This window comes from Enterococcus sp. DIV0691, from assembly GCF_051711145.1.
GTDB lineage: Bacteria > Bacillota > Bacilli > Lactobacillales > Enterococcaceae > Enterococcus_B > Enterococcus_B hirae.
Map to the genome: position 1 here is coordinate 2,162,623 of NZ_JBIOLY010000001.1, position 25,894 is coordinate 2,188,516.

Annotated in this window: 21 protein-coding genes and 1 other annotated feature; of the genes, 2 read left to right on the forward strand and 19 right to left on the reverse strand. The window is 37.4% G+C overall.

Annotation, left to right across the window (positions count from 1 at the left end):
- Positions 1-5: 5 nt before the first annotated feature.
- From IGJ11_RS09965 to IGJ11_RS10000, 8 genes are read right to left on the reverse strand one after another with little or no spacing between them, the layout of a single operon-like run.
- On the reverse strand, positions 6-1,382 hold the full coding sequence (locus IGJ11_RS09965) for a V-type ATP synthase subunit B (protein ID WP_010718636.1): 1,377 nt from the start codon (positions 1,380-1,382) through the stop codon (positions 6-8).
- Positions 1,375-3,156 (reverse strand): V-type ATP synthase subunit A, encoded by a 1,782-nt coding sequence (locus IGJ11_RS09970; RefSeq protein ID WP_010718637.1) that lies wholly within the window; start codon positions 3,154-3,156, stop codon positions 1,375-1,377. The genes IGJ11_RS09965 and IGJ11_RS09970 overlap by 8 nt, the downstream gene beginning before the upstream one ends.
- A 20-nt stretch (positions 3,157-3,176) precedes the next feature.
- Positions 3,177-3,488, reverse strand: coding sequence for a V-type ATP synthase subunit F (locus tag IGJ11_RS09975; protein ID WP_010718638.1), 312 nt, complete (start codon positions 3,486-3,488; stop codon positions 3,177-3,179).
- The gene (locus IGJ11_RS09980) at positions 3,478-4,464 is read right to left on the reverse strand and encodes a V-type ATPase subunit (RefSeq protein WP_207431702.1); all 987 of its coding nucleotides are present in this window, start codon (positions 4,462-4,464) and stop codon (positions 3,478-3,480) included. The genes IGJ11_RS09975 and IGJ11_RS09980 overlap by 11 nt, the downstream gene beginning before the upstream one ends.
- Positions 4,465-4,478: 14 nt before the next feature.
- Positions 4,479-5,063 (reverse strand): V-type sodium ATPase subunit E, encoded by a 585-nt coding sequence (ntpE, locus tag IGJ11_RS09985; protein WP_063627423.1) that lies wholly within the window; start codon positions 5,061-5,063, stop codon positions 4,479-4,481.
- Between the two features lie 27 nt (positions 5,064-5,090).
- Positions 5,091-5,561: a V-type ATP synthase subunit K gene (locus IGJ11_RS09990; protein WP_010738015.1), complete on the reverse strand. Its 471-nt coding sequence runs from the start codon at positions 5,559-5,561 to the stop codon at positions 5,091-5,093.
- 23 nt (positions 5,562-5,584) lie between these two features.
- The gene (locus tag IGJ11_RS09995) at positions 5,585-7,579 is read right to left on the reverse strand and encodes a V-type ATP synthase subunit I (RefSeq protein WP_207431704.1); all 1,995 of its coding nucleotides are present in this window, start codon (positions 7,577-7,579) and stop codon (positions 5,585-5,587) included.
- Positions 7,566-7,919, reverse strand: a complete 354-nt coding sequence (locus tag IGJ11_RS10000) for an ATPase V (protein ID WP_192924300.1) — start codon at positions 7,917-7,919, stop codon at positions 7,566-7,568. The genes IGJ11_RS09995 and IGJ11_RS10000 overlap by 14 nt, the downstream gene beginning before the upstream one ends.
- A 107-nt stretch (positions 7,920-8,026) precedes the next feature.
- Positions 8,027-8,075, reverse strand: a sequence feature (sodium ion sensor (DUF1646 type); this cis-regulatory element may regulate processes involved in with the transportation of sodium ions).
- Positions 8,076-8,290: 215 nt separating this feature from the next.
- Between IGJ11_RS10000 and IGJ11_RS10005 the strand changes: the two genes are divergently transcribed.
- Entirely contained in the window at positions 8,291-9,010 is a 720-nt protein-coding gene (locus IGJ11_RS10005) for a gamma-glutamyl-gamma-aminobutyrate hydrolase family protein (RefSeq protein WP_251849672.1), read from the forward strand.
- A 146-nt stretch (positions 9,011-9,156) separates the two neighbouring features.
- Here the strand turns inward: IGJ11_RS10005 and IGJ11_RS10010 are convergent, their stop codons facing one another.
- The 7 genes from IGJ11_RS10010 to zapA all read right to left on the reverse strand — a co-directional run bounded on the left by IGJ11_RS10010 (position 9,157) and on the right by zapA (position 17,519).
- A complete protein-coding gene (locus IGJ11_RS10010) occupies positions 9,157-10,419 on the reverse strand; it encodes an ABC transporter permease (protein WP_010738019.1) in 1,263 nt (420 codons plus the stop codon).
- On the reverse strand, positions 10,412-11,311 hold the full coding sequence (locus tag IGJ11_RS10015; protein WP_010718646.1) for an ABC transporter ATP-binding protein: 900 nt from the start codon (positions 11,309-11,311) through the stop codon (positions 10,412-10,414). Before IGJ11_RS10015 ends, IGJ11_RS10010 begins: the two co-directional genes overlap by 8 nt.
- Before the next feature lie 336 nt (positions 11,312-11,647).
- Positions 11,648-13,426: an excinuclease ABC subunit UvrC gene (gene uvrC, locus IGJ11_RS10020; protein ID WP_010738020.1), complete on the reverse strand. Its 1,779-nt coding sequence runs from the start codon at positions 13,424-13,426 to the stop codon at positions 11,648-11,650.
- A gap of 195 nt (positions 13,427-13,621) precedes the next feature.
- On the reverse strand, positions 13,622-13,936 hold the full coding sequence (trxA, locus tag IGJ11_RS10025; protein ID WP_010718648.1) for a thioredoxin: 315 nt from the start codon (positions 13,934-13,936) through the stop codon (positions 13,622-13,624).
- 85 nt (positions 13,937-14,021) lie between these two features.
- Positions 14,022-16,382 (reverse strand): endonuclease MutS2, encoded by a 2,361-nt coding sequence (locus tag IGJ11_RS10030; RefSeq protein ID WP_207431708.1) that lies wholly within the window; start codon positions 16,380-16,382, stop codon positions 14,022-14,024.
- Between the two features lie 129 nt (positions 16,383-16,511).
- A complete protein-coding gene (locus IGJ11_RS10035) occupies positions 16,512-17,060 on the reverse strand; it encodes a CvpA family protein (protein WP_010718650.1) in 549 nt (182 codons plus the stop codon).
- 21 nt (positions 17,061-17,081) lie between these two features.
- Positions 17,082-17,519, reverse strand: coding sequence for a cell division protein ZapA (zapA, locus tag IGJ11_RS10040; RefSeq protein ID WP_010718651.1), 438 nt, complete (start codon positions 17,517-17,519; stop codon positions 17,082-17,084).
- Between the two features lie 221 nt (positions 17,520-17,740).
- Between zapA and rnhC the strand changes: the two genes are divergently transcribed.
- A complete protein-coding gene (gene rnhC, locus IGJ11_RS10045; protein WP_207431709.1) occupies positions 17,741-18,655 on the forward strand; it encodes a ribonuclease HIII in 915 nt (304 codons plus the stop codon).
- Positions 18,656-18,921: 266 nt separating this feature from the next.
- Here rnhC and IGJ11_RS10050 read toward each other — a convergent pair whose 3' ends face one another.
- The 4 genes from IGJ11_RS10050 to IGJ11_RS10065 all read right to left on the reverse strand — a co-directional run bounded on the left by IGJ11_RS10050 (position 18,922) and on the right by IGJ11_RS10065 (position 25,883).
- Positions 18,922-21,234 (reverse strand): glycosyl hydrolase family 18 protein, encoded by a 2,313-nt coding sequence (locus IGJ11_RS10050; RefSeq protein WP_251849674.1) that lies wholly within the window; start codon positions 21,232-21,234, stop codon positions 18,922-18,924.
- Between the two features lie 456 nt (positions 21,235-21,690).
- The gene (locus tag IGJ11_RS10055) at positions 21,691-24,336 is read right to left on the reverse strand and encodes a hypothetical protein (RefSeq protein WP_207431710.1); all 2,646 of its coding nucleotides are present in this window, start codon (positions 24,334-24,336) and stop codon (positions 21,691-21,693) included.
- A 281-nt stretch (positions 24,337-24,617) separates the two neighbouring features.
- The gene (locus tag IGJ11_RS10060; protein WP_010738025.1) at positions 24,618-25,190 is read right to left on the reverse strand and encodes a TetR/AcrR family transcriptional regulator; all 573 of its coding nucleotides are present in this window, start codon (positions 25,188-25,190) and stop codon (positions 24,618-24,620) included.
- Between the two features lie 21 nt (positions 25,191-25,211).
- On the reverse strand, positions 25,212-25,883 hold the full coding sequence (locus IGJ11_RS10065; protein WP_010718656.1) for an ABC transporter ATP-binding protein: 672 nt from the start codon (positions 25,881-25,883) through the stop codon (positions 25,212-25,214).
- Positions 25,884-25,894: the final 11 nt, after the last annotated feature.

Here is a 25,894-nt window from a genome sequence, read left to right on the forward strand (position 1 = left end):
GGAACTCACTTCCCTTCTGGCAAATACTTATCCAGTAAATCATCCTTGATTCGTTTTAACTCGGTTCTTGGAAGCATCGCCAACAGTTCCCAACCTAAGTCAAGCGTTTCTGTGATCGTCCGATTGGTGTAAAATCCTTGGTTTACATATTCGTTTTCAAATCGTTCCGCAAATTTTGCATAGATTTTATCAATATCTGACAAGGCAGATTCACCTAAAACGACAGCCAATTCCTTCGCTTGTTTTCCTTGCGCATAGGCGGCAAACAATTGGTTCATCGTTGCTGCGTGGTCTTCTCTCGTTTTACCGGCACCTGTTCCTTTGTCCTTCAACCGTGAAAGAGAAGGCAAGACATCGATTGGTGGTTGAATCCCACTCTTATAAAGCTCTCTCGTTAAAATGATCTGACCTTCTGTGATATAGCCCGTCAAATCGGGAATCGGATGAGTCTTATCATCTTCTGGCATCGTCAAAATCGGAATTTGAGTTACAGAACCTTTCAATCCTCTAATCCGTCCAGCCCGTTCAAATAAGGTGGCTAAGTTTGTGTAAAGATAGCCTGGATAACCACGACGGCCAGGAACTTCTCGACGTGCGGCCGAAATTTCTCTGAGCGCTTCTGCATAGTTGGTCATATCGGTCATGATGACTAAGACGTGCATGCCTTTTTCATAAGCTAAATATTCAGCGGCCGTCAATGCCATTCTTGGTGTGGCGATTCGTTCGATTGCTGGATCATTAGCTAAATTCATAAACATAACGGAGCGGTCAATCGCACCTGTTTGTCTAAAGTCTTCCATAAAAAATTCGGCTTCTTCAAAAGTAATACCGATAGCAGCAAAAACCACAGCAAAATCATCGGAAGAATCCAAAACAGTTGCTTGGCGAGCAATTTGGGCAGCCAACTCTTTGTGTGGTAAACCTGAGCCAGAAAAAACCGGCAATTTTTGCCCACGGACTAATGTATTCAAATGATCGATTGCTGAAATCCCTGTTTGGATAAATTCATCGGGATAATCTCTGGCAATTGGATTGATTACTTCGCCATTGATATCTAAATATTTTTCTGGCAAGATTTCAGGTCCATTGTCTTTTGGTCGACCAAGACCATCAAAAACCCGACCGATCATGTCTTCTGATACTCCTAATTGTAAAGGGTGTCCTAAAAAGCGTACGGAAGAATTTTTTAGATTGATTCCACTTGTTCCTTCAAAGATCTGAACCATCGCTTTGTCTTCTTGGACTTCTAGTACTTGTCCACGACGAATCTCGCCGTTTTGCATCCGAACTTCAATCAATTCTTCATATTTGACTCCCGAAACTTTTTCGACTGCCATCAAAGGGCCGACCACTTCTTTGATTGTACGATATTCTTTAATCATCGGTCATCCCTCCTTCTGAAACAATCAATTGGATCGTTTCTTTGATTTCTTCATTTATACTACTAATTTTGGCTAACTCTTCTTCTGGAATATACTTGCTCCGACTAATGCGTTCTCTGACTGCTACTGTACCTTCCATGATTTCATTGAAGTACGCTCCCAACGATAAGGCTTTTCGAGCTTCTTTCCCAAAAGTCAAAATAACTTTCAACATGTTGAATTGTTTTTCTCTTGAAGTAAACGTATCTACATCATCAAAAGCATTTTGTTGTAAATAGTCTTCTCGAATCGATTTTGCTACTTCAAGGGTCAAGCGATCGTTATCAGAAAGCGAATCGATCCCTACCAAGCGCACGATTTCATTTAATTGTTCTTCTTCTTGCAAGATCCGCATGCCTTCAGTTACCATATCAGACCAATCCTGTTGTAAGATTTGATCCATATATCTGCCAACTTCTGTTGAATATAATGAGTAACTTTGGATCCAGTTAATCGATGGAAAATGTCTTTTTTGAGCAAGACTAGAATCTAATCCCCAGAAAACCTTCACCACTCGTAAGGTATTTTGAGTCACTGGTTCAGAGATATCTCCACCAGAAGGAGAAACCGCACTGATGGCAGTGATACTGCCCTCACGTTGGTCAGAGCCTAGAGCAATGACACGTCCTGAACGTTCATAGTATTCAGCTAGACGAGAGCCCAGATAAGCGGGATAACCTTCATCACCAGGCATTTCTTCTAAACGTCCGCTCATTTCACGCAGTGCTTCTGCCCAACGAGAAGTGGAATCTGCCATGATTGCTACATCATACCCCATGTCGCGGAAGTACTCGGCAATCGTGATTCCCGTATAAATAGAAGCTTCTCGAGCAGCTACTGGCATGTTCGATGTATTAGCGATCAACACAGTTCGTTCCATCAAAGACTCGCCCGTATTTGGATCGATCAGTTCAGGAAATTCATTGACGACATCCGTCATTTCATTTCCTCGTTCCCCACAACCAACGTAAACCACTAGATCTACGTCCGACCACTTAGCAATCTGGTGTTGCACAACTGTCTTCCCTGCACCAAACGGACCTGGAACGGCTGCCGCTCCTCCTTTAGTTACTGGGAAAAACGTGTCAATGACCCTTTGACCGGTGATCATCGGTACATCTGGATTTAATTTTTGTTTGATTGGTCGACCACGACGTACTGGCCATTTTTGCATCATCGTCAGCTCTTTTAAGCCTTGTTCCGTTTCGATCACACAAATCGGATCATCGATCGTAAATGATCCAGATTCAATTTTTTGTACAGTTCCTTTGATACCATTAGGGACCATGATTTTGTGCTGAATGATCTTCGTTTCATCCACGTACCCAATGATGTCTCCAGCACTTACTTCTGTTCCTTCTTCGATTGTCGCTTCAAACCACCATTGTTTCTCATGATCTAAAGCTGGTAATTGGACCCCACGTCCTAAGAAGTTACTTTGAGTCACTTCCATAAATGTATCCAGTGGCCTTTGAATCCCGTCAAACATTTGTGAAATGATTCCTGGTCCTAGCTCAACAGATAGTGCTTCCCCAGTGGAACGAACAGGTTCTCCGGGACCAATTCCTGAAGTTTCTTCATATACTTGAATAGACGCCACATCTTGACGCATCTCAATGATTTCGCCGATGACTCCTAAATCTCCCACTAAACACATGTCTTGAATACTTGCTTCTGACATATTTTCTGCCATAACGAGAGGACCGGAGACTTTTATGATTTTTCCAATTTGCAAATGACTATCTCCTTTTCCTATTATAAAATATTTTGTCCAACAGCTTTTTCCACACTATTTTGGATCTCTTCTAAACCGATACCAAGGGTTCCTTGATGACTAGGAATCAAAATGATCGCAGGTGTCAATTGTCCTTTATAGCGCTCAATCGTTTCAGGGACCAGATTTGCACATTGTTCGGTGATATAGATCACACCATATTCATTCTTAGCCATCTCATCGATTGTTTTTCTTATTTCAGTCTTTGTCGTACCATGCTGTACATCAAAGCCAAATAATCGAAAAGGCGAGACAGAATCCTTGTCACCTACTACTCCGATTTTATAAGTCATAGACCTGTCTCATCCTTTCTTTTAGTTGTTCCAGTGAAAAGTGATTTCGTTTGCCAATGATCAAAAGGCGCAGATTTTTACTTTCGACTTCTTTTGCGTTCAAAAAAGCTAGTAATGGTAACGGGCCAAACGCTTGTGTCTGTGCTACTTGATAAAAAGAACTTAAATAATCATCTTTCAATTGTTCCAAGCTGACTAGATCAATCTGTTCTTCATGGATGACTTGCTTTAATAGCTCACTGTAATCTGTTGTCAGTAAAAACTGAGTAAAAGATGCCATTTCTCCACGAACAAAGGAAAGCAATGTGTCTTTCGGAATACTTCCTGAACTTGAAATAACTGTTGTCATAAAACCTGCAGAACGATGCTGCAAGATCCCTCTTTCTGTCGTGGTGATATTCGTTAAATCGATAAAAGCAATGATCTCTTCTAATAGTTCAGGGTAACCAAGCTGTTCCCCTAAGCGACGTTGCTCGGTTAGAAAACAACGGTCATAAATCACATCGATCCCTTGTAAAATAGTCGATTCTTCGCAGTATTCATGAACTTCTCGAATATAATCCATGAGACTGTCTGGCAATTCCACCGACACTTGCGTGTGAATCGCATCTTTCAACACTTCCAGCGAATAAAATCCATCATGGATGTAAAGGTGATCAAGGTTTTGCCCTGTTATCTCAGCCTTTGTCAATACTTTCAAATTATGGAAAGTGTAACGCATTGTATAGATCCAAACGATTTCTGGTTCTGGTGCAGATTCTTTCAACCACTGGAATAATTTGCTGCGTTCCCGAGAGAGATTGGCTTCAAAATCCTTGTCAAAGCCGTCATAGATATACGGCTGATAGATCGTGGATTGTAAGATTTCTCCGAGTGAATCGATCGAATCGGTTTGGATCATTTGCTCAAACGTGTCTTTTGAAATCAACTCTAATTCTCTACCACGTATCAAGGGATTTAATTCATGATACTCCATTTGACAATCCCTCCTTAGTCAAATAATTCTTTGGCAATTTCGGCACTCATCGTCTCTTGAATTTCCTTGATCAAGTGACTAAATAAAAAGTTATATTGGATACCAGCATCATCAATGATCAACCCTGCTTGTGCTTTTTCAGTAAAGTCTTCCCGGATTAATTCAAAAGGAAGTTCTTCATTCCATTCAGCGATGACCGCAGGTGTTAAGATATCCGCTGATTTTTCTCCTGGTATCAAGCGAGCTGTGCCATTGATCGGTAATGTTTGGATCATTTGCTTCATCAACGCAAGTTGTTCTTCTTTTGGTTCATTTTCTAACTGAAGCGTTGCTTCCGTGAATAAACGCTGTAAAACTTCTTGTTTCACATTTAAGATTTCTTGTTTCACTTGCATTTTTTGCTTGTTTCTCAACTGACGATAACTTCGTTCAATTTCTTCCAGCTTACTTGCTTTTTCTTTCTGAAAATCTGCTTCGATCTGCCACTTTTTCACTTCGAATTTTTGATCGATTTCTTTGCGCTTCATTTCTTCGAATGATGCACGTTCGAGTTGTGCTGTTTCATTTATTTGAGTGATGATTTTATCAATCGCATCCACCGTCATTCCTCCTTATAAGCTAGGCTATTACGCATTTAAGACCAGTAAGAAAGAAATAACGAAACCTAAGATGGCATATGTTTCAACCATCGCAGCAAAAATGATCCCTTTCGTTGCATGCTCAGGTTTTTTCGCTAGAATTTGAATACCAGCAGCTGCAACCTTCCCTTGAGCGATCCCTGAGAATAAACCAGTAAAGGCAATCGGTAAGGAAGCTCCTAAGAAGTTCAATCCTTGAACGACAGACATATCACTGCCTAAGTTGATAAAAATCAAGAAGGCGATAACGAAACCGTATAATCCTTGGGTACCTGGAAGTAATTGTAAAATTAACGCTTGTCCAAATTTTTCTGGTTGACTGGTCGTCAATGCAGCTGCCGCTTCCCCAGTCATTCCAACGCCTTTAGCAGACCCGATTCCTGAAAAAATCGTTGCTGTTGCCATCGCTAATACTGCAAATACCATTCCACCATTTTGAGTAATCAAATAATCCATCATTGTATCAAATTCCTCCAATATTTCTATTTTTTCTTATGATTGATGTTGACGTATTTCTCCACCGTTTTTAGTGGTTTGAAGGAACGCCCTCCTCCAGTGTAAAACTTTCCAAAAAATTCTACATATTGTAATCGTGCGCCATGTACATAGGCACTCAAAAGTGTTAAGAACATATTCAAAGCCTGTAGGACAATGATCAATAAAATTCCGACACTAAAACGAGCAGCTGGAGGCATAAAAGCAACTAACATGTTGAAAGCTGCGGCAATACTTCCTCCAGAGATTCCCAGTGCCATTAGTCGTGTATAGCTGACTAAGTCTCCGATATAGCCAGTTAGACCATATAAATTATACGCTCCTTTGGCGATCCCTTTGGCTTTTGAAGAAGATTGGAAAACAGGAATGATCAAAATACATACGGCTGAAAGAACAGCTAATGCACCGCCTAAATAAACAAAGGCGTTGTTTTTAAGGATCATCGTTCCCAATAAAATCAGAATGATACCAAGCAAGATCCCTTGCCAAGCAAACCCATCATTCACGGCATCGACATATGCTTTTCGTTTGATATGTTCCTTAGCAGCAATAAATAGTCCGACTAAAATTTGGATCAAACCAAAAATTACGGATAAAATCAAGATCGTGTTGACATCATCTGTAGTAGACAAAATCGGAAATGGTAAATGAATACCAAAAATTTCTTTAGGCAATGCCGCCCCAAAAAATGAGCTGTAGATAAATCCCCAGATGATCGAAGGGATTGCTAGAATCTCAAAGAATTTTGCAAAACGTTGCATTCCACGTGGCAATACCACTAATTTTTGGAGTAAAAATGCCCCTAAAAACATCAGTAACCCATACCCGATATCCGCCACCATCATGCCAAAAAAGACGAGGTAAAACGGCATCATCCACGGCGTTGGATCAACTTCTTCATACTTTGGTAAACTATACATCTCCGTTAACATCTCAAAAGGAGCAACGATCGGATGATTCTTTAGTTTGGTCGGTACTTCTTCAGCAATTTCATTGTCCGTTGGCTCGTCAAAGGTCAAATAGACTTCTTCACTTGCTAAGACATTTTGTAGCATGTGGATCAATTCTTGTTTTTCTTCATGATCCACCCAGCCTTGAATCAGAATCAGATAAGGAGTATGAATGATCCGGTCCTTGATTGCTTCTCGTTCAGAGCGAGCCAAGAAGATTTCTTCCGTCCATTCGAAATCTTTGATATACCCACTACAAGCTCCAATGGCTGAAGACAGTTTCTTTTGTTGGTCCTTGATTTCCTGTAAACTTTGTTTTGCAGCAACTAACTGTTGCTGTGGTGTCCCCTCATACAGATAGTCTTCTTTAACAAATCCATAACGACTGGCGATTTCTTCCATGCGTGACTCGTCAGCTCGTAAAACAATGTAGGCAAAGTAAGTCGTTGTTGGTGAAGAGTTGATTTCTTCTAAATAGGCTTCGTTTATCTCAGCAACTTCAGCTTTAAAAGATTCAGCATTTTTAGCATTGACCGTTCCAATGACTAGTTTGGTCATTTGACTATCAAATGCTTTAGGCGCCAGATCCAGATTTTGCCAATTGAGCAACCAATTCTCTTGGTCTTCCAATTTTTGGCGTTCTTCTACTAGTTGCTCCCATTGTTCTTTCAAAAGTAAGACTTCTTCCAGCTTTTTCGAAAAAGCTTCTTCTGAATAATTTTTTTCCAAAGTATCTAACGAAAGTTCACGCCTTTTTAAGTGTTGTTTTTTCTGACTTTTTTCGCCATGATGTTCGATAAATTGGATAGCTGTACGAATATCCGTTAATTTATAGGATAATTTCGCAAGTTCCTTGTCCTTATCGATCATCTCTGGTTCAGGAAAAAACGTCTCTACCCATTGATTGTTTTCAGATTCTTGGAACAGATCACGGATTTCTACTGCATGAAGTCCTTGAACTGCTTGCAACAAGATTTCACGATTTTTCTTATCTGAAATGAGAGTCACTTTTTCCATTTTAGTGACAGCCATTTTTTTGTTTCATCCTTTCAATGATCTCATTTGTTAAGTTCTTTTTCTTCGCTATTTCCTCTTCTTCTTTTTCTAAATATGTTTTTTCTATTTCAAGAACTTTTTGACGAAATTGTTCTAAAATCAATTCCAGTTTGTGCTGTTCATCTTCAGTTACTTCCTCTTCATTTTTTCTTTTTTCTTTCATCAGCTTGGTTAATCGTTCTTGGAATTCTTTATTCAAATCGATTAATTCGTTATTTTTTAATTGTTCATATTGAGCAAGTTCTGCTTTGACCTGCTCTTCTTTTTTCTGATTATTCTCTTCTGCTTCTTTGATTCTTGTCAAAATTCGCGCCATTTCTGTCACAATCACTTCCCCCTTTCGATTAAAAAAGGACACATGCTCTCGTTACATTGAAAGTATGTGCCCTTTAGTTGACTAATGATGCTGAGCCCTTCAATATGTTCTTCTCACCCCTTGAAGAACGCGATCCTTGAAGCATTATGCCCAACCATTTTATTCGTGATTTAATTCTATTGTACCAAAATGACGAAAAAATTCAATAAGAACACCATATTTTTCCTCGGTAACTCTGTTTTTTTATAAGAAATTCTCATGAAAAAATTTTTTTCTTCATATGTATTCCCAAACTAGACCTATTTCAAATAGTTTTAAAATTTTTTTATTCTTGATAGAATAGAACGAATAGACGATTTGGAGGAATGTTTATGTTACCCATTATTGGAATTGCTGGAAATCAGTTGATCCGAGCGACAGATACTTTTCAAGGAAATCAAGTAACCTATACTCCCCAAGGCTTTGTCAATGCTGTACAGCAGGCGGATGGTTTACCGATCGTTTTACCGATCTCATCCCCTAAGACTGCTTCTGCTTATATTGACCAAATCGATAAACTGATCTTAGCCGGTGGACAGGATATTTCCCCACAACTGTATCATGAACCTCCCCATCCAAAACTTTTAGAAACCAACCTTCAAAGAGATCTCTTTGAAGCGGCACTTATCAGCGAGGCACTCAAGCAAAACAAACCAATTTTTGCTGTTTGTCGTGGAATGCAACTCTTAAATGTCGTGCTTGGGGGTAGTTTGTATCAAGATTTAACCACTTATCCTAAGTGGTCAGTCAAACATGAACAGCATCCAACCGCCCCACAATTTGCTACTCATGAAGTAGAGATTTTACCCGACACTCTATTACATCAGCTACTACCTGATACTTATTTGGTAAACTCTTATCATCATCAGGCGTTGAAAGAGCTGGCACCTTCATTAAAAGCCACAGCCTTTTCACCTGATGGTCTAGTGGAAGGGATTGAAAGTCTCGATAAGGATGTTCGATTATTTGGTGTACAATGGCATCCAGAGCTGACACATTCAAGCAATCCCACTGATCAAGGATTATTTGATTTTTTTGTTCAAGAATTTTAGTCCTTAAGGGATTGAACAACGATTTTTCCCTTTAGAATATCCTAAAAAATGCTGGCGTTATTTCGTAGATCAACCGAAATAACGCCAGCATTTAGTTTTTCATTTACCATTTTGTTGTGCCGATACTGCTTTTAATAGTCAGTCGGTTAGGATTTCTTACGTTCATTTCTCATAATTGAAAGTGACTGTTTCAATGAACTCCATAAGCCACCTTCACTATAAACAAGAACATTTGATTTATACATATTCGCTGAGAAGAACATTAGCAGGAATGTGACAATGATTAACACCACAAGTGAAATCAATACACTAGTCATTCCCACTGTCTCATTCGCCAAACGAATCGGCATAATATAAGAAGAAAGGAACGGAATATAGGACGTGATCCGAATCACGATATTGTTTGGATCAGATGCGCCTAAGATCAACCCAAGCATATAGCCACCTAAAGAAAGATAAGTAACTGGTAAAATCGCTTTTGCTGTATCTTCTGCTTTGTTGACTAATGATCCACATAATGCCGCTAAAACGGAGAAGATCAAGATACCAAAGAACATAAACAACAATGCGTACCATAAAAATGGACCGATGATCTTATCTAGTGAAATATTCTCTATGATACTTTTTACAAAATCCATATGTTTAAATTGTTGGAATCCCACAGTCAAAATCACACCGTATAGAGCCATCTGCGTTAAAGCAACTAACAAGACACCAGTCAATTTACCATAAAAATGTTTTTGAGCTGTCGTACTTGATAAAATGACTTCCATGATTCGAGTTCCCTTTTCAGAAGCAATTTCTTGCGCGATGATTTGTGAATAAGTCAGGATAATGATAAATAAGATAATGGTTGCTGCATAACTAATCGCATATTGTACGCCAGAATTATCTTCTCCAACTTTCATTTTGTTATTACTATCAAAACTTACTTTTTGTCTAGTCAAACTTGCTGGTTGACTAAGACTAGCTACTTCTTCAGGAGAAAGTCCCAGTTGGCTAGCTCGCAATAGTGATTGCAACCCAGTTAATTGCTGTTGGATCAACAATTGTGTACTTTGTCCTAACGAATTTTCACTGTAAAGTTGACCTTTTAGCTGATCGTTTTCGACCGTGACGACTAAATAGGCATCAATTTTTTCATCGGCTAATTCTTTTTGAGCTTGTGTTTGCGAATCAACCGCTTGAAAGCTGAACTCATCGGTTTTTACTTGTTCAAGCTGTTGCGTTACTTGTTGATTTTCGGACAATACACCAATTTTATTGATCTCACTGTTTTGCTGAGCAAAATTGCCTGCTAAATAAACGATCCCTATCATAATGAATGGCACTAAGATCATAATCAAGAAAGAGATAGATTTGACATTTTTTAAATAAACATCTTTTGTAATGATCCAAAATTTACGCATCAATCTCACCTGCTTTCATTTTGAATATCTCTTCTAAGGTAGGCGGTTGTTGATTGAACATTGGAATATAGCCAAATTGTGTTGCTCGGGTAAAGATTTCTTTTCCTACATCAGGATCGTTTAAAGTGATTTCAAGCGTTTGATCTTCATGAGTGACGACTTTTTCGACCCCTTCGATCATTGCAACTTCCTGCTGGGACAAGCCAGATTCTAAGAATAACTTTGTACGTCCAAAAGAATTTCTGATTTCATGGACTTTCCCGCTTAACACCATTTTTCCATTACGTAACATAATTAAATGATCACAGATTTTTTCAACATTATCCATATTGTGACTGGAGAAAATAACACATGAGCCATGTTCTTTTAACTCAATGATCCCGTCTTTCAGCAATTCTGCATTGACTGGGTCAAGCCCACTAAACGGCTCATCCAATATGATCAATTTAGGTTCATGGATCAACGTAGCAATCAATTGAACTTTTTGTTGATTTCCTTTAGACAATGATTTTACTTTATCGGTTTTCTTTCCTTTTACTTGGAACTTTTCCATCCAAAAATCGATTTTTGGTTCGATCTCTTTTCTTTTTTTGCCTCTCAATTCAGCAAAATACAACAATTGCTCTTGAATCGTTACTTTCGGATACAACCCACGTTCTTCAGGAAGATAGCCAATAATGTCATAGTCTTTTTCTCCCAAAGGTTGTCCATTCCATAAAACTTCCCCTTGATCCTGTGTCAAAAAATCTAAGATCAATCGAAAAGTTGTGGTTTTTCCTGCCCCGTTTTGTCCGATCAGCCCCATAATCTTTCCATCAGGTATTTGAAAAGACACATGATCAACAGCGGTATAGTCTCCAAACGTCTTAACCAAATCTTTCACTTCTAACATCGTCTCACTCCTTCGTCTCCATTTCTGCTACCGTATTCAGATAGTTCAGACAACTTAAATCGCATACAAATGCAAAAAATGAAATAGTCCAGAGATTCTTTATCAATTAAAGGTCCAAAGTCTATTGAAAAATGAATAGTTTAAAAAGAAAACCATTCTTTCCCACTTTTTCATTGAAACAACGACCATTTTGACATTTATTCAATCTAGGTTGGCTATAATCATTTCCAATAGTCATCATAGCGCTTCCCGCCTCGTCGAACTAAAACGAATTCTACATCATTTGTTATACAAAAAATCATAGGACACTTTACGTGGTTTGTAAAGTGTCCTATGCTAGTTCTCATGCAATTTATCAAAAACATTTTGAGCAACATTTTTTGGTAGCCCAATTTGTTGGAGTTCTTCCATCGTTGCTGCCGTAACATTTTTTAACGATTTAAATTCTTTTAGAAGTAATTTTTTTCTTTTCGGTCCTAATCCTTCGATTTCATCCAGCTTAGAAGCAAAACTATTTTTACTTCGTAGTTGTCTATGGAATGTGATCGCAAACCGATGGACCTCATCTTGGACCCGTTGAAGTAAAAAGAACTCGGGCGAATTTCTTTCCAATGGAACCACCGAAAGTTCATTTCCAAAAAGGAGTTCATTCGTTTTATGCTTATCATTTTTAGCCATACCAGCCACTGGTATGTCGATCCCAAGTTGATTTTCTAAAACATCTTTGGCGACATCCACTTGCCCTTTCCCGCCATCGATCAAAATCAAATCAGGTAAAGGGAGACCTTCTCGAATGACACGAGAATATCTTCGATAGATCACTTCTCGCATCGAAGCATAATCATCTGGTCCTGTGACTGTTTTGATTTTATATTTGCGGTATTCTTTTTTTGCTGGCTTTCCATCGATGAATACCACCATTGCCGCTACTGGATTGGTTCCCATGATATTCGAATTATCGAAGGATTCAATCCGAACAGGTGTAGGAATATTCATGGCATTCCCTAAACGTTCCACTGCCCCAATCGTTCGTTCTTGCTTTCTAGCAATCAAATCAAATCGTTCATTCAATGCAACCGTAGCATTTTTATTCGCAAGTTCTACTAATTTTTTCTTTTCACCACGTTTAGGTTGTAAAACTTTTGTGGACAACAATGCCTCCACACTCGGTTGATCGATCGTGTCAGGAATCAAGACTTCTTTAGGAATAAAATGTTCATTTTCTTGATAAAACTGCCCGATATAAGTCAGAAAATCCTCTTCTGCTTCATTATAAAAAGGAAACATCGACACATCCCGTTCAATCAATTTCCCCTGTCTGACAAAGAATACTTGGACACACATCCAGCCTTTGTCAATGGCATAACCAAAAACATCTCGATCCACCAGATCTGTATTGGTCATTTTTTGACGAGTCATAATCGTTTCAATGGCTCGTATCTGATCGCGGTATTCTGCCGCTTTTTCAAATTCCATCTTTTCGGCAGCTTGAACCATTTTTTGGTGGATTTCTGATTCAACTTTTTCATAGCCACCATTTAAAAAGCTTTTAACTTCATCAACGATTTTCGTGTAAACTTGTGGATCAACATCAAAATAATAAGGACAAAGGCATTGTCCTAAGTGATAATACAAACACGGTTCTTTCGTTTGGCTAGGTTTACACTTGCGTAACGGAAACAACCGATCAAGGATTTTTTTGGTCTCGTTGGCTGCGCCAACATCTGGATATGGTCCAAAATAAACTGCTTTGTCTTTTAACACTTTACGTGTAATAACTAAGCGTGGGTACTTTTCGTTTGTGATTTTCAAAAAAGGATACGTTTTATCATCTTTCAACATGATATTGTATTTAGGATCATTTTTCTTGATCAAATTGATTTCTAAAAGTAAAGCTTCGATATTGGATTCTGTAACGATATATTCAAAGTCTTCGATCTCACTAACTAATCGTTCGGTTTTGGTATTATGACTACCTGTAAAGTAGGAACGGACTCTATTTTTGAGAATCTTTGCTTTCCCAACATAGATGATGGTGCCATTTTTATCTTTCATCAAGTAGCAGCCAGGTTGATCAGGAAGTAAGGCTAATTTATTTTTGATACGTTCGTTCATGAAATACTTCCTTTCAAATTTCATTGAATTAATTATAACATGTCTGTCAAAAAGAATCGTAATCGGCTCATTTGTTTCCTAGACTTGTTTGAGGGTTTAGATAAATTAGAGAAAGGTTTTACTGAAATTTGTGCTAAGGACAAAAAAACCGAGATATCAATCCATTGATTGATATCTCAGTAACATTCCAGATGTTTATAAATATTGATCGATCATTTGACGTAATTGCTCTTTCGAGTGTACACCAACCGCTTTTTCAACGACTTGCCCATCTTTTTTCAACAATAATGTTGGAATACTCATAATCCCAAATTGTTGAGGTGTTTGTGGGTTTTCATCTACATCCATTTTTACGATTCGGAATTCATCTTCATCGTATTCTTCTGACAGCTGATCTAAAATTGGTGCTTGCATGCGACAAGGTCCACACCAAGTTGCCCAAAAGTCGATTAATACTAAGCCTTTATCTGTTTCTTCGTTAAATGTCGTATCTGTAACTACTTGTGACATATCAAAGACCTCCATTTTTTAGTCTAGAATCATTATAGCACCTTTCTTGATTCGAGACGAGCCTTCTGCTTACATTTAGTAAGTTTTATTTAAATTTAACGATCGTCGCCCCATTACCGCCTTGGTTAGCAGGAGCAAATTCAAAACTTTTGACACTTCGATGATTTTTCAGGTAGTCGGTGATTCCTTGACGCAAAGCTCCGGTCCCTTTTCCATGTACGATCGTTACTTGGGGATAGCCAGCAAGGATCGCTGAATCAAGGTATTGGTCAACCTCACTCAACGCTTCTTCATAGCGTTTGCCACGAAGATCTAGTTGGTTCGACACGTGACTAGCTGATTCAGAACGCACAGCATGAATGACCCGCTGTTTTGGTTCCTTTTGTGGAGCAACGGGCGTTAATTCACTTTCAGAAACATTCATTTTTAAAATCCCGATTTCCACTTGCCATTGCTCCCCGTTTTTACGTAACAAGGTTCCTCTTTGACCATAAGTTGTCACTAAAACTTCGTCGCCTGGTTTCAATTTTTTTTGTTCTTTGGCTTTTTTCAACACTTTATTTTTTTTCAGTTGTTCTTCTTGATGTAAGTTTGCCAATTTGGTTTTCGCATCAATCAATTGGTGCTCTTTTACATTTCCTTGTCCTACTTGTTGTTGCATTTTACGAATATCTGCAATGATTTTTTCCGCATTTTCTTGTGCTTCAGAAACTAATTCATTGGCTTTTTTCTTGGCTTTTTCGATTTCTTTTTCTCGTTCTTCAAAGAAATAGCGATACGCCTCTTTTAAGTTTTCATATAACTCTTGTGCTTCATCAACGTAGTGGCGCATTTCTAAATACTCCGTTTCAGCCATTTTTCGTCGATTTTCTAAATCAGCGATCATTTCATTTAAATCTTGGCTTTCGTCATTCATTAATTGTTTGGCTTCATTGATGACTGATTGATCTAATCCTAAGCGGCTAGAGATTTCAAATGCGTTACTTCGCCCTGGTACACCAATCAACAGACGATACGTTGGACTAAGTGTATCAACGTCAAATTCCATACTTGCATTGATTGTATTCGCCCGATTGTATCCATAAACTTTTAGTTCTGGATAGTGTGTCGTAGCCATCACATAAGCCGATTTTTTCCCAAGATCGTCTAAAATAGCAATCGCTAAAGCTGCCCCTTCTTGGGGATCTGTTCCTGCACCTAATTCATCAAACAAGACTAAACTTTTTTCATTCACATGTGCTAAGATATCAACGGTGTTTGTCATATGGGAAGAAAATGTTGAGAGACTTTGCTCGATGGATTGTTCATCACCAATGTCAGCAAATACTTCCTCAAAAATACCGATTTGACTTTCTTCATCTACAGGGATCGGTAAACCCGATTGCCCCATCAATTGTAACAATCCTAAAGTTTTTAAAGTGATCGTCTTTCCTCCAGTATTTGGACCAGTAATCACGATCGCTTGGTACTCTTTCCCAATACTGATATCATTAGCCACCACTTTTTCTTGATCAATCAACGGATGTCTTGCTTGTTTTAAAATGACATGATTTTCTACACTGATTGCAGGAACGATGGCTTTCAGTTCTTTCCCAAAACGTGCTTTGGCGTTCATCAAATCTAGTTTACCGATCACGTATGCGTTATGAATGATTTCATGTCGATGAGGAACCAGTTCAGCAGAAAGTTCACTTAAAATACGTTGGATCTCATTACGCTCTGCAATTTGATACTGTCTCAAGCGATTATTTAATTCAACGATCTGCTTTGGTTCAACAAATAATGTTTGCCCAGAAGCACTTTGATCATGGACTACCCCACCAAAGACACCCCGGTATTCTTGCTTGACAGGAATCACATAGCGATCATTTCGCATGGTAATGATCGTATCACTTAAGTATTTGGCGTTTTTCCCCCGAACAATGCCATCTAGTTGTTCTCTCACCGTTTGTTCACTTCGACGAATATTTTGACGAATGATTTTTAATTCAGGGGAAGCATCATCTGTTACTCGCCCATCTTCATCGATCGACTCTTTTAAACGTCGATTCAATTCGGGGATCGTCACCAATTGTTCTGCCCAGAAATAAAGACGTAAAAATTCAATTTCGCTATCTGCTAAATCAGCAAAGAATCGTTTTAATTCACTTGTAGTCGATAAAACACGTGCAACTTGCGCTAATTCGAGTCCATTTAAATCAGCACCGATCTCAATTCGTTTCATATGAGGTCGGATGTTCTCTAACTTAGGAATAGGGATTCCCCCACGTAACCTTTGAACTTTTAAGCCATCTTCTGTTTCTGCTAACCAATCTGTTAATTTCTCTTGTTGGTTGATCGGCACTAACTTTGCGAGTTCTTCTGTTCCTTGCGCGGTTACCACAAACTGACGAACAAGCTGTTTCACTTTTTCAAATTCTAATGTTTCTAGGATTCGATTATTCACGTTATCACCCTAACTTTCACTAAAAGAAGTTGTCACATTTCGCATTGACTCATTGGTCTTTGCTGTCCTGTCACAACTTCGTTTTTTTCTTTCACTACTTACTGTTACACTTTTACAAAAAATTTTTGATTAGTTTATCACATTCGTTATCCATAAATCATGGATTTTATTCGTTAGAAATGGTGTCTGCTCTACGATAAAGCGGGCAAGACTGTTTCCACTAAATTGTTTTTGAACGATATCTACTGGCACGAAAGTCAATAAACTCAAGAGCAAAAATATCGTGACATAGGCAACGATTAAAGATAAGATGCCTCCCGCAAGCCAATCGACTTGTTTTAGGATCGGAATATAGGTCAAGCTATGAACAAAAATCCCGATAAAACGAGTAAGCAATCCTCCAATAAATAAAATCAGCAAAAAGGCGACTCCTGCATAAAAAGCTTCATCTAATCTGAAAGAAAATGTCTGATCAAAAAAGACCATTTGGGAATTAGATGTTACCGCAGGATAAGGAATATATAATTCCAGACGACTTGCTAGATCCTTATAAAAGTGCTGTGCTGCCATAAAAGACAAGATATAACCGATCGTATAAACGACCTGCATAGAAAATCCTCGTCGCGCACCTGAAAAAAATGCAAGCAGCAAGATAAATAAAATCAAAAGACTTAACATGTCTTGTTCCTTTCTCTTTCATCAATTTGAAGATTTTTGTTTGATTTGACCTTTTCTTTTTTCATTTAAAATTTGTTGGGCTTCCACATGATTCTTGATTTCTCGATCTGCCTGTCCGTTTTCTTTCAACACTTCTCGTGCTTCGTTTTCAATCGCTTCAATTCTTTTGATTCGATTTTCCATTTCCACAAATTTGATCATTTTTTTCTTTAAATCTGCTACTTCTTTTTCAAGTTCGAGATTTCTTTCTTGCTTCTTCAATTGATCCGAGAGCGCATTGACAGCCATTAAGATCGCTGCTTGTTCATTATCGATTTGCGGAGACAAATCCTTCAATTCTTTTAGTTGTTCATTGATCAAATTTGTCACGATATCCATATGGTGCTTTGTTTCACGTCCAATAATCGTGTAAGTTTGGTCGGCAATCACTGCTTTATAGCGTGTTTTTTCGTGCGCCATCCGAATCATTTCCCCCTATTGATAAAATTATTATCTAGTGTACCATGAAATTAATGATTTAACAGTTGTACACAAATTTTCTTATATTTACCTTATCATTATATGATAAACTTTGAAAAAATGCTATGTCTCGTCCCCAACTGAACGACAAGGAACTATTGAGGGATCTTTCATCTAACAAGCATCTAAATTTATTAATTTAACTAAAATGGAGGTACATAATGAGTAATATTATCATCAAAGTAACGACTGCCCAAATGGAAAAAATGAAACAAACTTATCTTTCTTATCTTTTACCTAAAAAAATTCCTTATACCGTATTTGCTGCTAAAAAAAATGGCACGACCATCACTGCATACACCTCAGGAAAAGTCATGTTCCAAGGTGCAAATGCCGAAAAAGAAGCAAGTCAATGGGGCGAAGCAGCTTCAGCAAAACCCAAAGCTGGAAAAACAGCTGCATCTTTGCCTAAGAACATCGAATCTTTATCTGTATTAGGAAGTGATGAAGTGGGAAATGGGAGTTACTTCGGTCCATTGACAGTTTGTGCTGCTTACGTGGCCAAGGAGCAACTAACACAACTAAAAAAACTAGGCGTTCGTGATTCAAAAGAATTAAAAGATCCTCAAATCATTCAATTGGCTAGTATCTTGAAGAAGACGATCCCTTATCAACTTTTAGTACTCGAGCCTAAAAAATATAACGAAATCCAACCGAAATACAATGCTGTGCGTATGAAAGTTGCTTTGCATAATCAAGCGATCCATCTACTGCTGAAAAAAATTGCTCCTGTCAAACCAGAGGCAATCTTGATCGATCAGTTTACACCAGAAAGCAATTATAAAAAGTATGTCCGTTTGGAAAAAAATCAAGTGCAAGAAAAACTCTATTTTGTGACTAAAGGAGAACAATACCACTTAGCGGTAGCTGCGGCATCGATCATCAGCCGAGCAAGTTTTCTAGAAGAATTAGCTAAAGAATCAGCAGAGATCGGTCTAGAGTTACCTTCTGGCGCTGGAACAAAGTCGGATCGAATAGCTGCAAAAATCATTGAACAAGGTGGCGTTGATTTGTTAGCAAATTATGCAAAATTACATTTTGCGAATACTGAAAAAGCAAAAAAAATGAGTTTATGATATCCCTTTAACGCTTTATTCTAAAAATAATAAACGTTGTTTCAGAAATCATTCTATAGGAATGAAGCGTTGAAGCAACGGTCATAAGACCTCTTAAAACAGGCTATCCAATTGGTCATTTGACCTTAAGAGCATAGCCTGATCTTTTAGATAGCATAAAAACTCCCATCACAGTAGAATAGAACTTTTTTCCACTGCGATGGGAGCCAATTAATTAGTCCCAAACGTTAAAACTTAGTATGTTTTACCCATTAATAACCAGCAATTTAATCAATCAACTCCCAAGGTCCCCATTGTTCAGTACCTGGTTCTTCCCCGCTTGTCCACCATTTCGCTTGATAGTTTTGCCCTTTATGAGACACCTTATCACCAGCTTTGTAAATATTTGTAGCACTCCATGCTTCATATTTTGATGAAGATGTGCTATCTAGTGTTGTTACACTCAAAGGTTGACTGTGTTCTGAAACATTACCAGAATGATCAAACGCTTTTACAGTATAAATGTACGTTGAACCAGCCATTAAATATTTGTCAATATAATTGGTAGTAGCTGTTTGACCAACTTGTTGTCCGTCACGATAAACATAATAACCTGCTACTCCTTTATTATCCGTCGAAGCGGTCCAGTTCAACGTCACGCTTGTCTCTGTCACATTTGAAGCTGTCAGATCAGTCGGAATAGATGGTGCTTCTTTATCTTCTGGATCTGGTGTTGGCGTTGGTGTTGGATTAGTTGAATCCTCTCCATAAATCGTTTGTTGCGAGATATCTATACCGGCTTTTGTAATTCTTTGTGCTAGATTTATAGAAGCAATATGATCAACGGATACATCAGTTGCATTTGATTTTAATCTAAACGTATATGTCTCCCCTGGTTTAAGCTCTTTTCCTTCGTAAACCCCACTTAAATCGATCGTCACCGTTCCATTTGAGGTTGAAACCTCGCCTGCTTTGTAATCACCACTACTAAGAATCTCATTTGAATTCAACGCTAAAGTGTATCGTGGTAATTTAATTGTCTTGTGAGAAGATTCAATAGCTGATAAAACGTCCGAATTTTCATTTAGTGTTTCTTTATTTTTGATGACTAATTCATACCCTTTTGAACTGTTTTCAGAATAAGTAGAAATCCCTACCTCGACATTTAGATCACTTGATACAATTTTATGCTCTGGAAGTTTTTCTGTACCAAACAACCCATTTTTGATTGCTTTGGTCAGTTCATCTCTTTTCGTACTCGTTGTTGGCTTATCTTGCGATTGCATCCAAGAGATTACACCACCTAATTCATGCTCTTTCACATATTGCGTTTTGTAATTAATTGATTTTACATTGTCATAGGTAAAGAACTCTTTTGAAACTTCGCTGTATAAAAATGGTGCTTTGGCTGTATCATCCCAATATTCTTTTAGAGTCGGGATTTTAGTTTTTAATTCATCAATGTTTCGGTAGGACCAAACTCCACCTGCTCGGCCACCATCCCCAAGTGCCAGAGAATGTTCATTGTCCGCACCATATGTCGGCGTTTGGTCTGCATCTTTATTGCTTTTTTCAGCAGGTTGGAATAATCCAGGAGTATTTGGGTCTGTCCCTTTAGCTACTTCATTCCACCCACGAGTATAGAAAGCTGCGCCGATAACGATTTTTTCTGAAGGGGCCCCATGTTCTTTCAAAAAGCGAACGGTCTGATCAACGGACAACCCATTTGCATAGTTCGGGTCGTTAGGATTACCATAAAGTGCAGTATGATGACCACTTGTTGCACTCCAAGCACCATTCATGTCATAAGTCATCATATTCGCAAAGTCAACTACTTCAAATAGTTGTTTGATGTCAATTCCCTTGTCCAACATTCCTTGGGACGCAGGTAATGCTACAGAAAGTTCATAAGTCTTACCTAATTCCACTCCTTGTTTATCGATCGCTGCTCGAATATCTTTTAATAGTAAAATATAATTTTCTTTATCCTCTGGTTTTGCGTTAGGTGTTCCTTCATCATTTTTGTTGTCGACACGATCAGGCTCACGAACATCTGCTGGATATTCCCAATCAATATCAACGAAATCCATGTTGGTATATTTTAAGAATTTAGTAATGTTTTCCACTAATTTTTTTCGTTTCGCAGGACTAGCTGCAACTTCAGAAAAATCACCCGATTTTGACCAACCACCTAATGACACGCCAATTTTTAAGTTTTTATTTTGTCCACGCAAATTTTGAAGCGCATTCAACAAACCAGAAGCAGCATTTCCCCATCCGACTTCTGCTTCACCTGCTGGTACACCTACAGCGGCTTCTTTATCTGTAAATTTCAACTCACCATTACTATCAAAATCCAAAAAGGCATAATTTAAATGCGTCAATTGGTCTGCGGCAATATCTTTAGGATAAAATTCTTGTTCTCCTCCCCAAATCGACCAATCACCATAATACATCACATTACGATAAGACGCTTTTTGTGTAATTTCCTGTGCTTCTTCAGCATGCACATGTTCTTTGTGGCTGAATAATGGTGTTGTCAGAGAAATAACAGAAGAAAATAACATCGCTGCCAAACTAATTTTTTTCAACTTTTTCATTTTTAACCCTTCCCCTCTTTTTCTATACGAACTCCCCTAATAAAACTTATTATCCATAAAACAAATCAGTTATTTTTAATAAACCAACCTCCTAAAAAGCAAAAAAATGATAACCCTTACAAAACAAGGTTAACATTATCTTATCAAAGCATCAAATGATTTGATATTTTTGTATTGCATATTAACATTTATATATTTATAGTTATCTAAAATAACTAATAAATATCCCTATTCTCTTATCTCTTTTCCATCTCTTTTTACTGCTTTATTTAAAATAACTTTTATTTTTTATTTTTATATTTATAAAAGAACAAAAAAAGCATTTCGCCAAAATAAATTGGACAAAATGCTGCGAATCTTTTTATGTATGATTTGTTCATTTTTGAATGTATCCTCTTAGAGTTGGATCTTCCTGATTCTTTTCGTTTCATCATTAACATTTAACTGAAAAATTTTTCAACGAAATTGCCGATCATATTTAATCTGCGATTCCTGCTCTCTAAAACAATTTAATGTACGCAAGTATCGTTTAGCCGATTTTAAATGTTCAGCTAGTGGTTTTTTTTCTCCAAGATAAGTATAATAATTAGCTAACACGACTCTTTTTACCTCGTCTTTAGTGATGGTCTCTAACTTTAGCTTTTTGATGGTTTCTTTTGCAATTTTGACTGGCATTTTTTGTAAGAAAAAGTAATTGACCAGCGCATGTATATGTCCCCCCTTGGATCGGTTCTCTTTGATTAACTCATCACAACGTTTCCTTATGTCCCTTTTCCCTTTGTTGATCTCATCTGCTGAGAGTTTACCATCAAAAATCGGTTGAAATAATGGAATCTCATAACGATCACTTAATCGATTACTGATTCTTCTACTTGCACCTATGGAAATCAATGTATTTTCTATTTCTTTCCTTTGCCAGAGCCAATCATCCTTTTTTTGTACGATATGATCACAATACTTCTCAATGGCGCTCACCTTTAATTCCTCTGAAGAAACGGGCAAAGGAAAATCAAACCCATCAATCACATGGAGTGTTTCCTTTAGTGGTCTCTCTGTAAATAATAGAAAATGAACAATAGCCTTCATTCCTTTTTCATTACCTAAATCCTTTAAAAAAGAGTGACAACGATTCAACTGTCCAGATAAACGTCCAGCTTTGGGGAATAACTCTTCATTTACATGGTTATTGATCAACGTAACTAATTCTTGATTCGCTCCCCTTAAGGCAAGGGCATTTTCACTTGATTTTTTCCACTCAATGAGCCCTAATTTATTAAAAGATGCTTGGCACTCCTTAACAAGTCTTACTTCTTCTTTGATAGTCAAATAACTATTATCAAGAACAACATTTACTTTTGAAGGGATTTTTGTAAAAATTTCCTCAAGAACATCTGGAGGTAGCTCTTGAAGCACGAGATAATTCCGTGTTGCCAATGGCTCAAAATGTTCACAACGTTGGACTACTTCGTCAATGAGTTTTTGAGACGACTTCATCTTCAAAGAAGGAAGCAAGGTGACATTTAGTATCTTACTCAATTGATCGATCTGCGTTCGATTCATTCCTCGTAAAACAAGATATTCCTCACATTTTTTCTTTCCAACAGTTCCCTCAGATCCTATCAACATCGATTGGCACTTGTACACTTCCTCGAATTGTTTCTGTAAATAAAATTTATTGATAGTTTTAGGAAACCTTAGATCTCTAAAAATTTTATCAACATACTTGGGCGCTGTATTTTGTAACAATAAGTATTTTTGAATCGCTACAAAGCCTTTTTTTGGCCCTAAGTCTTCTAAAAAAGAATTGCACCGATCAACTAATGTGCTAATTGCCCCTCTTTTAGTCATATCTATCATTGGGAATATTGATTGATCGATGTATTCATTCATTTGATGAAGCTGTTGTAAACTAGGATAAGTTAAAATAAAATAATTCTCGAATTTTTTTCTGCCCATTTCTGATCCTAATTCTCGAACAAATTGGCTATATTTTATATATCTAGTTAAACAAAAATGGAAATTTTTTCGATCCTCATCATTCATAGAATCTTTTATTCGCTCTATGACTTCGATATTGATTGCAGGAGGGAAATCTTCCAACATAAGGTAATTATTGACTGATTTAACTCCATTTACTTTGTTTGGATACCAGTAATTTAAAAAACTTTGGCAATATTTGACTGCTTTAGTTATTTTCTCCTCCTTTGATAAAGGTTCATCTTTCAAGGAAGGCAATAAATTGATGTTTAAAATTTCTCCTATCCGATTGAAAAATTTACGATCTACTCCTTGTAGAACTAGCCGATTTTCTACTTCTGTTGCCCCCATATTATTATAATAGAGCGTTGTAACGAGAAGATTTTTATACTCTTTTTGATTGATTGTCTTGGGTAATTGAACTTCATTAAGTATATCCTTCGCTCTGTCTGCTGATGTATTTTGCAACAATAAATAATTTTGAACAGCTAATAATCCTTCTGTCTCACCGAAATCCTCTAAAAAAGCATTACATCTTTTGGCTGTCAAAGTAATTTGTTTAGAATATCCGGAATTCTTCCATGTAGGAAACAAAAATTCTCCAATTGTTGCACTTATTTTGTTGTATTCAGATCGAGGAAGTTCATTTAAAATGAGTTGATTTTCAATTGCTTTTATCCCTTCATTTGTGCCATATTTGACCAATGTTTCATTGAACTTTTTATGTAATTGTTTTTTCTTTTCTATCTTTTTAAAAAATCCATGTTTGTTCACAGTTCCCTTAAAAACTAGTCCTTCAACAATTTCTTTAGTCAATTCTGGACTCAGGTCATGTAGCACAAGATAATTTGTAATAGCTTTTTTTCCTATCGCACTATTAAAAACATTTAGCAGCGATTGACAGTATTGAGTGGCTTCGTTAACTATCTCTTGTTGGGTTTTATCCTTAAATATTGGTAAGAAATTCACCTTCTTGATTTGACTGACTGTCTCTATAGACTTTCGATTTGCCCCTTCCACTAATAAATGGTGTTCGATACTTCGTTTTTCATCTATCTCTTTGATTTTCTCTAATAAATAGTAAACATAACTATCCCTATCCAAATAGAACAAAGTTCTTTTCATTTCTCTTTCCCTTCTCGTTTATTCATTGAGCTTAAGTATAAAGTGGAAAATAGGGAGAAACGTTCCTTTTTTTTCAAAAAAAAAAATTTATTGAAATTCCCTAATAGAAAAGCCGCTTCAACTAACGAATGAATCCCATCGGCAACATTAACACAAAAAAACGGCGTGCAAGTGTTCGTTCTTTGAAATGGATCTGATGTTTTGGAGACAACAAATAGTGTCTCCAAAGCATCAGATCCATCCAATCGAACGGAGCTTACACAACCGTTATTTGTCTCAAGCTAAACAATAACCCCATTTAAGTAAAGATCGATCAAAGTCGCCACATCAAAAGGCTGTTCCTCTGAATGACCAGATTCAGTAATATAAGGGGCTAGCAAAAGGAAAAAATGTTTCGCTGCCAGTTCCTGTGTGACGTTTTTTCGTAATAGTTGTTGATGATTGGCAAAAATCTTTTCAAAAGGTTCCCGATAATTCTTTTTCCATAAACAAAACAAATGATTTCTTGTTTCAGCTGAAAGATTGAGCTTCAAATCATGCAGCATCATAAACAAATCAATGAGATGGGTTTCGATAAGATATTCAGCCATCTTAGTCAACGTTTGTTGAAAATCATCGGCACCCGTTGCGGCGATCTTCCTCAAATCGTCCCCTACTGTTTTCAAATGTTGTTCCAGAACTGCCTGGTAAAGTTTTTCTTTGTCACTAAAGTAATGATAAAGATTGGGTTGGGTAATCCCGGCGTTCTTAGCAATTTCACGAGTAGACGTACCGAGATAGCCTTTTGACATAAACAAATGATTGGCTTCATGTAAAATCTTTTTTTGCGTGTCTTTGTTATAGCGATGAACCACATACACACCTTCTTTTTATGCTTATTCTGTTTTTTCTTGAAAAACACCGTCTTCCATCATAAACACTTTATCACATTTGTCAATCAGGCGTGTATCATGGGTGACCATAATGATGGCTTTATTTTTTTCTTTCGATTCTTTCGCTAAAATATCTACGACTTCTCTTGCTTTTTCTGAATCTAAACTGGCTGTTGGTTCATCTGCTAAAATAATGGACGGATCGTTGTAAAGCGCTCTAGCAATGGCGACTCTTTGCCGTTCTCCTCCTGATAATTCTTCTGGATATTTATTGACCAATTCGGCAACACCTAACTGCTCAAATAGTTCATTCGCTTCTTTCTGACGATTCTCATGTTTGACTTTATCCACTAATATCAATTGCTTTTTGACCGATAAAAATGGAACCAAATTAGACGCTTGTAAAATAAATCCGATTTCCTTAAAACGTAATTTTACCCGCTGATTCTCAGGTTGAGCACTAAATTCTTGCCCATTGATCAAAACAGACCCTTTACTAGGCGTTTGTAAGCCACCTGCAATGGTCAAGAAAGTACTTTTTCCTGAACCAGAAGGACCGATGATCGCAACAAATTCGCCTTTATCTACACTAACATTGGTTTTTTTCAGTGCGTGGACGATTTGATCACCATCTTTGAAATTCTTTTCGACATCTTTAAATTCGATTGCTTTCATTTTTTTCATCT

Excerpts from the sequence above, each read along its gene's own strand:
- IGJ11_RS10005 (WP_251849672.1), top strand. The coding sequence starts at position 8,291 with ATGTTACCCATTATTGGAATTGCTGGAAATCAGTTGATCCGAGCGACA.
- IGJ11_RS09995 (WP_207431704.1), bottom strand. The coding sequence starts at position 7,579 with ATGGCTGTCACTAAAATGGAAAAAGTGACTCTCATTTCAGATAAGAAA.
- IGJ11_RS09965 (WP_010718636.1), bottom strand. The coding sequence starts at position 1,382 with ATGATTAAAGAATATCGTACAATCAAAGAAGTGGTCGGCCCTTTGATG.
- IGJ11_RS10015 (WP_010718646.1), bottom strand. The coding sequence starts at position 11,311 with ATGTTAGAAGTGAAAGATTTGGTTAAGACGTTTGGAGACTATACCGCT.
- IGJ11_RS10035 (WP_010718650.1), bottom strand. The coding sequence starts at position 17,060 with ATGTTAAGTCTTTTGATTTTATTTATCTTGCTGCTTGCATTTTTTTCA.
- trxA (WP_010718648.1), bottom strand. The coding sequence starts at position 13,936 with ATGTCACAAGTAGTTACAGATACGACATTTAACGAAGAAACAGATAAA.
- uvrC (WP_010738020.1), bottom strand. The coding sequence starts at position 13,426 with ATGAACGAACGTATCAAAAATAAATTAGCCTTACTTCCTGATCAACCT.
- IGJ11_RS10050 (WP_251849674.1), bottom strand. The coding sequence starts at position 21,234 with ATGAAAAAGTTGAAAAAAATTAGTTTGGCAGCGATGTTATTTTCTTCT.
- IGJ11_RS09975 (WP_010718638.1), bottom strand. The coding sequence starts at position 3,488 with ATGACTTATAAAATCGGAGTAGTAGGTGACAAGGATTCTGTCTCGCCT.
- IGJ11_RS10000 (WP_192924300.1), bottom strand. The coding sequence starts at position 7,919 with ATGGCGCGAATTTTGACAAGAATCAAAGAAGCAGAAGAGAATAATCAG.
- IGJ11_RS09990 (WP_010738015.1), bottom strand. The coding sequence starts at position 5,561 with ATGATGGATTATTTGATTACTCAAAATGGTGGAATGGTATTTGCAGTA.
- IGJ11_RS10065 (WP_010718656.1), bottom strand. The coding sequence starts at position 25,883 with ATGAAAGCAATCGAATTTAAAGATGTCGAAAAGAATTTCAAAGATGGT.
- zapA (WP_010718651.1), bottom strand. The coding sequence starts at position 17,519 with ATGGCGCACGAAAAAACACGCTATAAAGCAGTGATTGCCGACCAAACT.
- rnhC (WP_207431709.1), top strand. The coding sequence starts at position 17,741 with ATGAGTAATATTATCATCAAAGTAACGACTGCCCAAATGGAAAAAATG.
- IGJ11_RS10010 (WP_010738019.1), bottom strand. The coding sequence starts at position 10,419 with ATGCGTAAATTTTGGATCATTACAAAAGATGTTTATTTAAAAAATGTC.
- IGJ11_RS10055 (WP_207431710.1), bottom strand. The coding sequence starts at position 24,336 with ATGAAAAGAACTTTGTTCTATTTGGATAGGGATAGTTATGTTTACTAT.
- IGJ11_RS09980 (WP_207431702.1), bottom strand. The coding sequence starts at position 4,464 with ATGGAGTATCATGAATTAAATCCCTTGATACGTGGTAGAGAATTAGAG.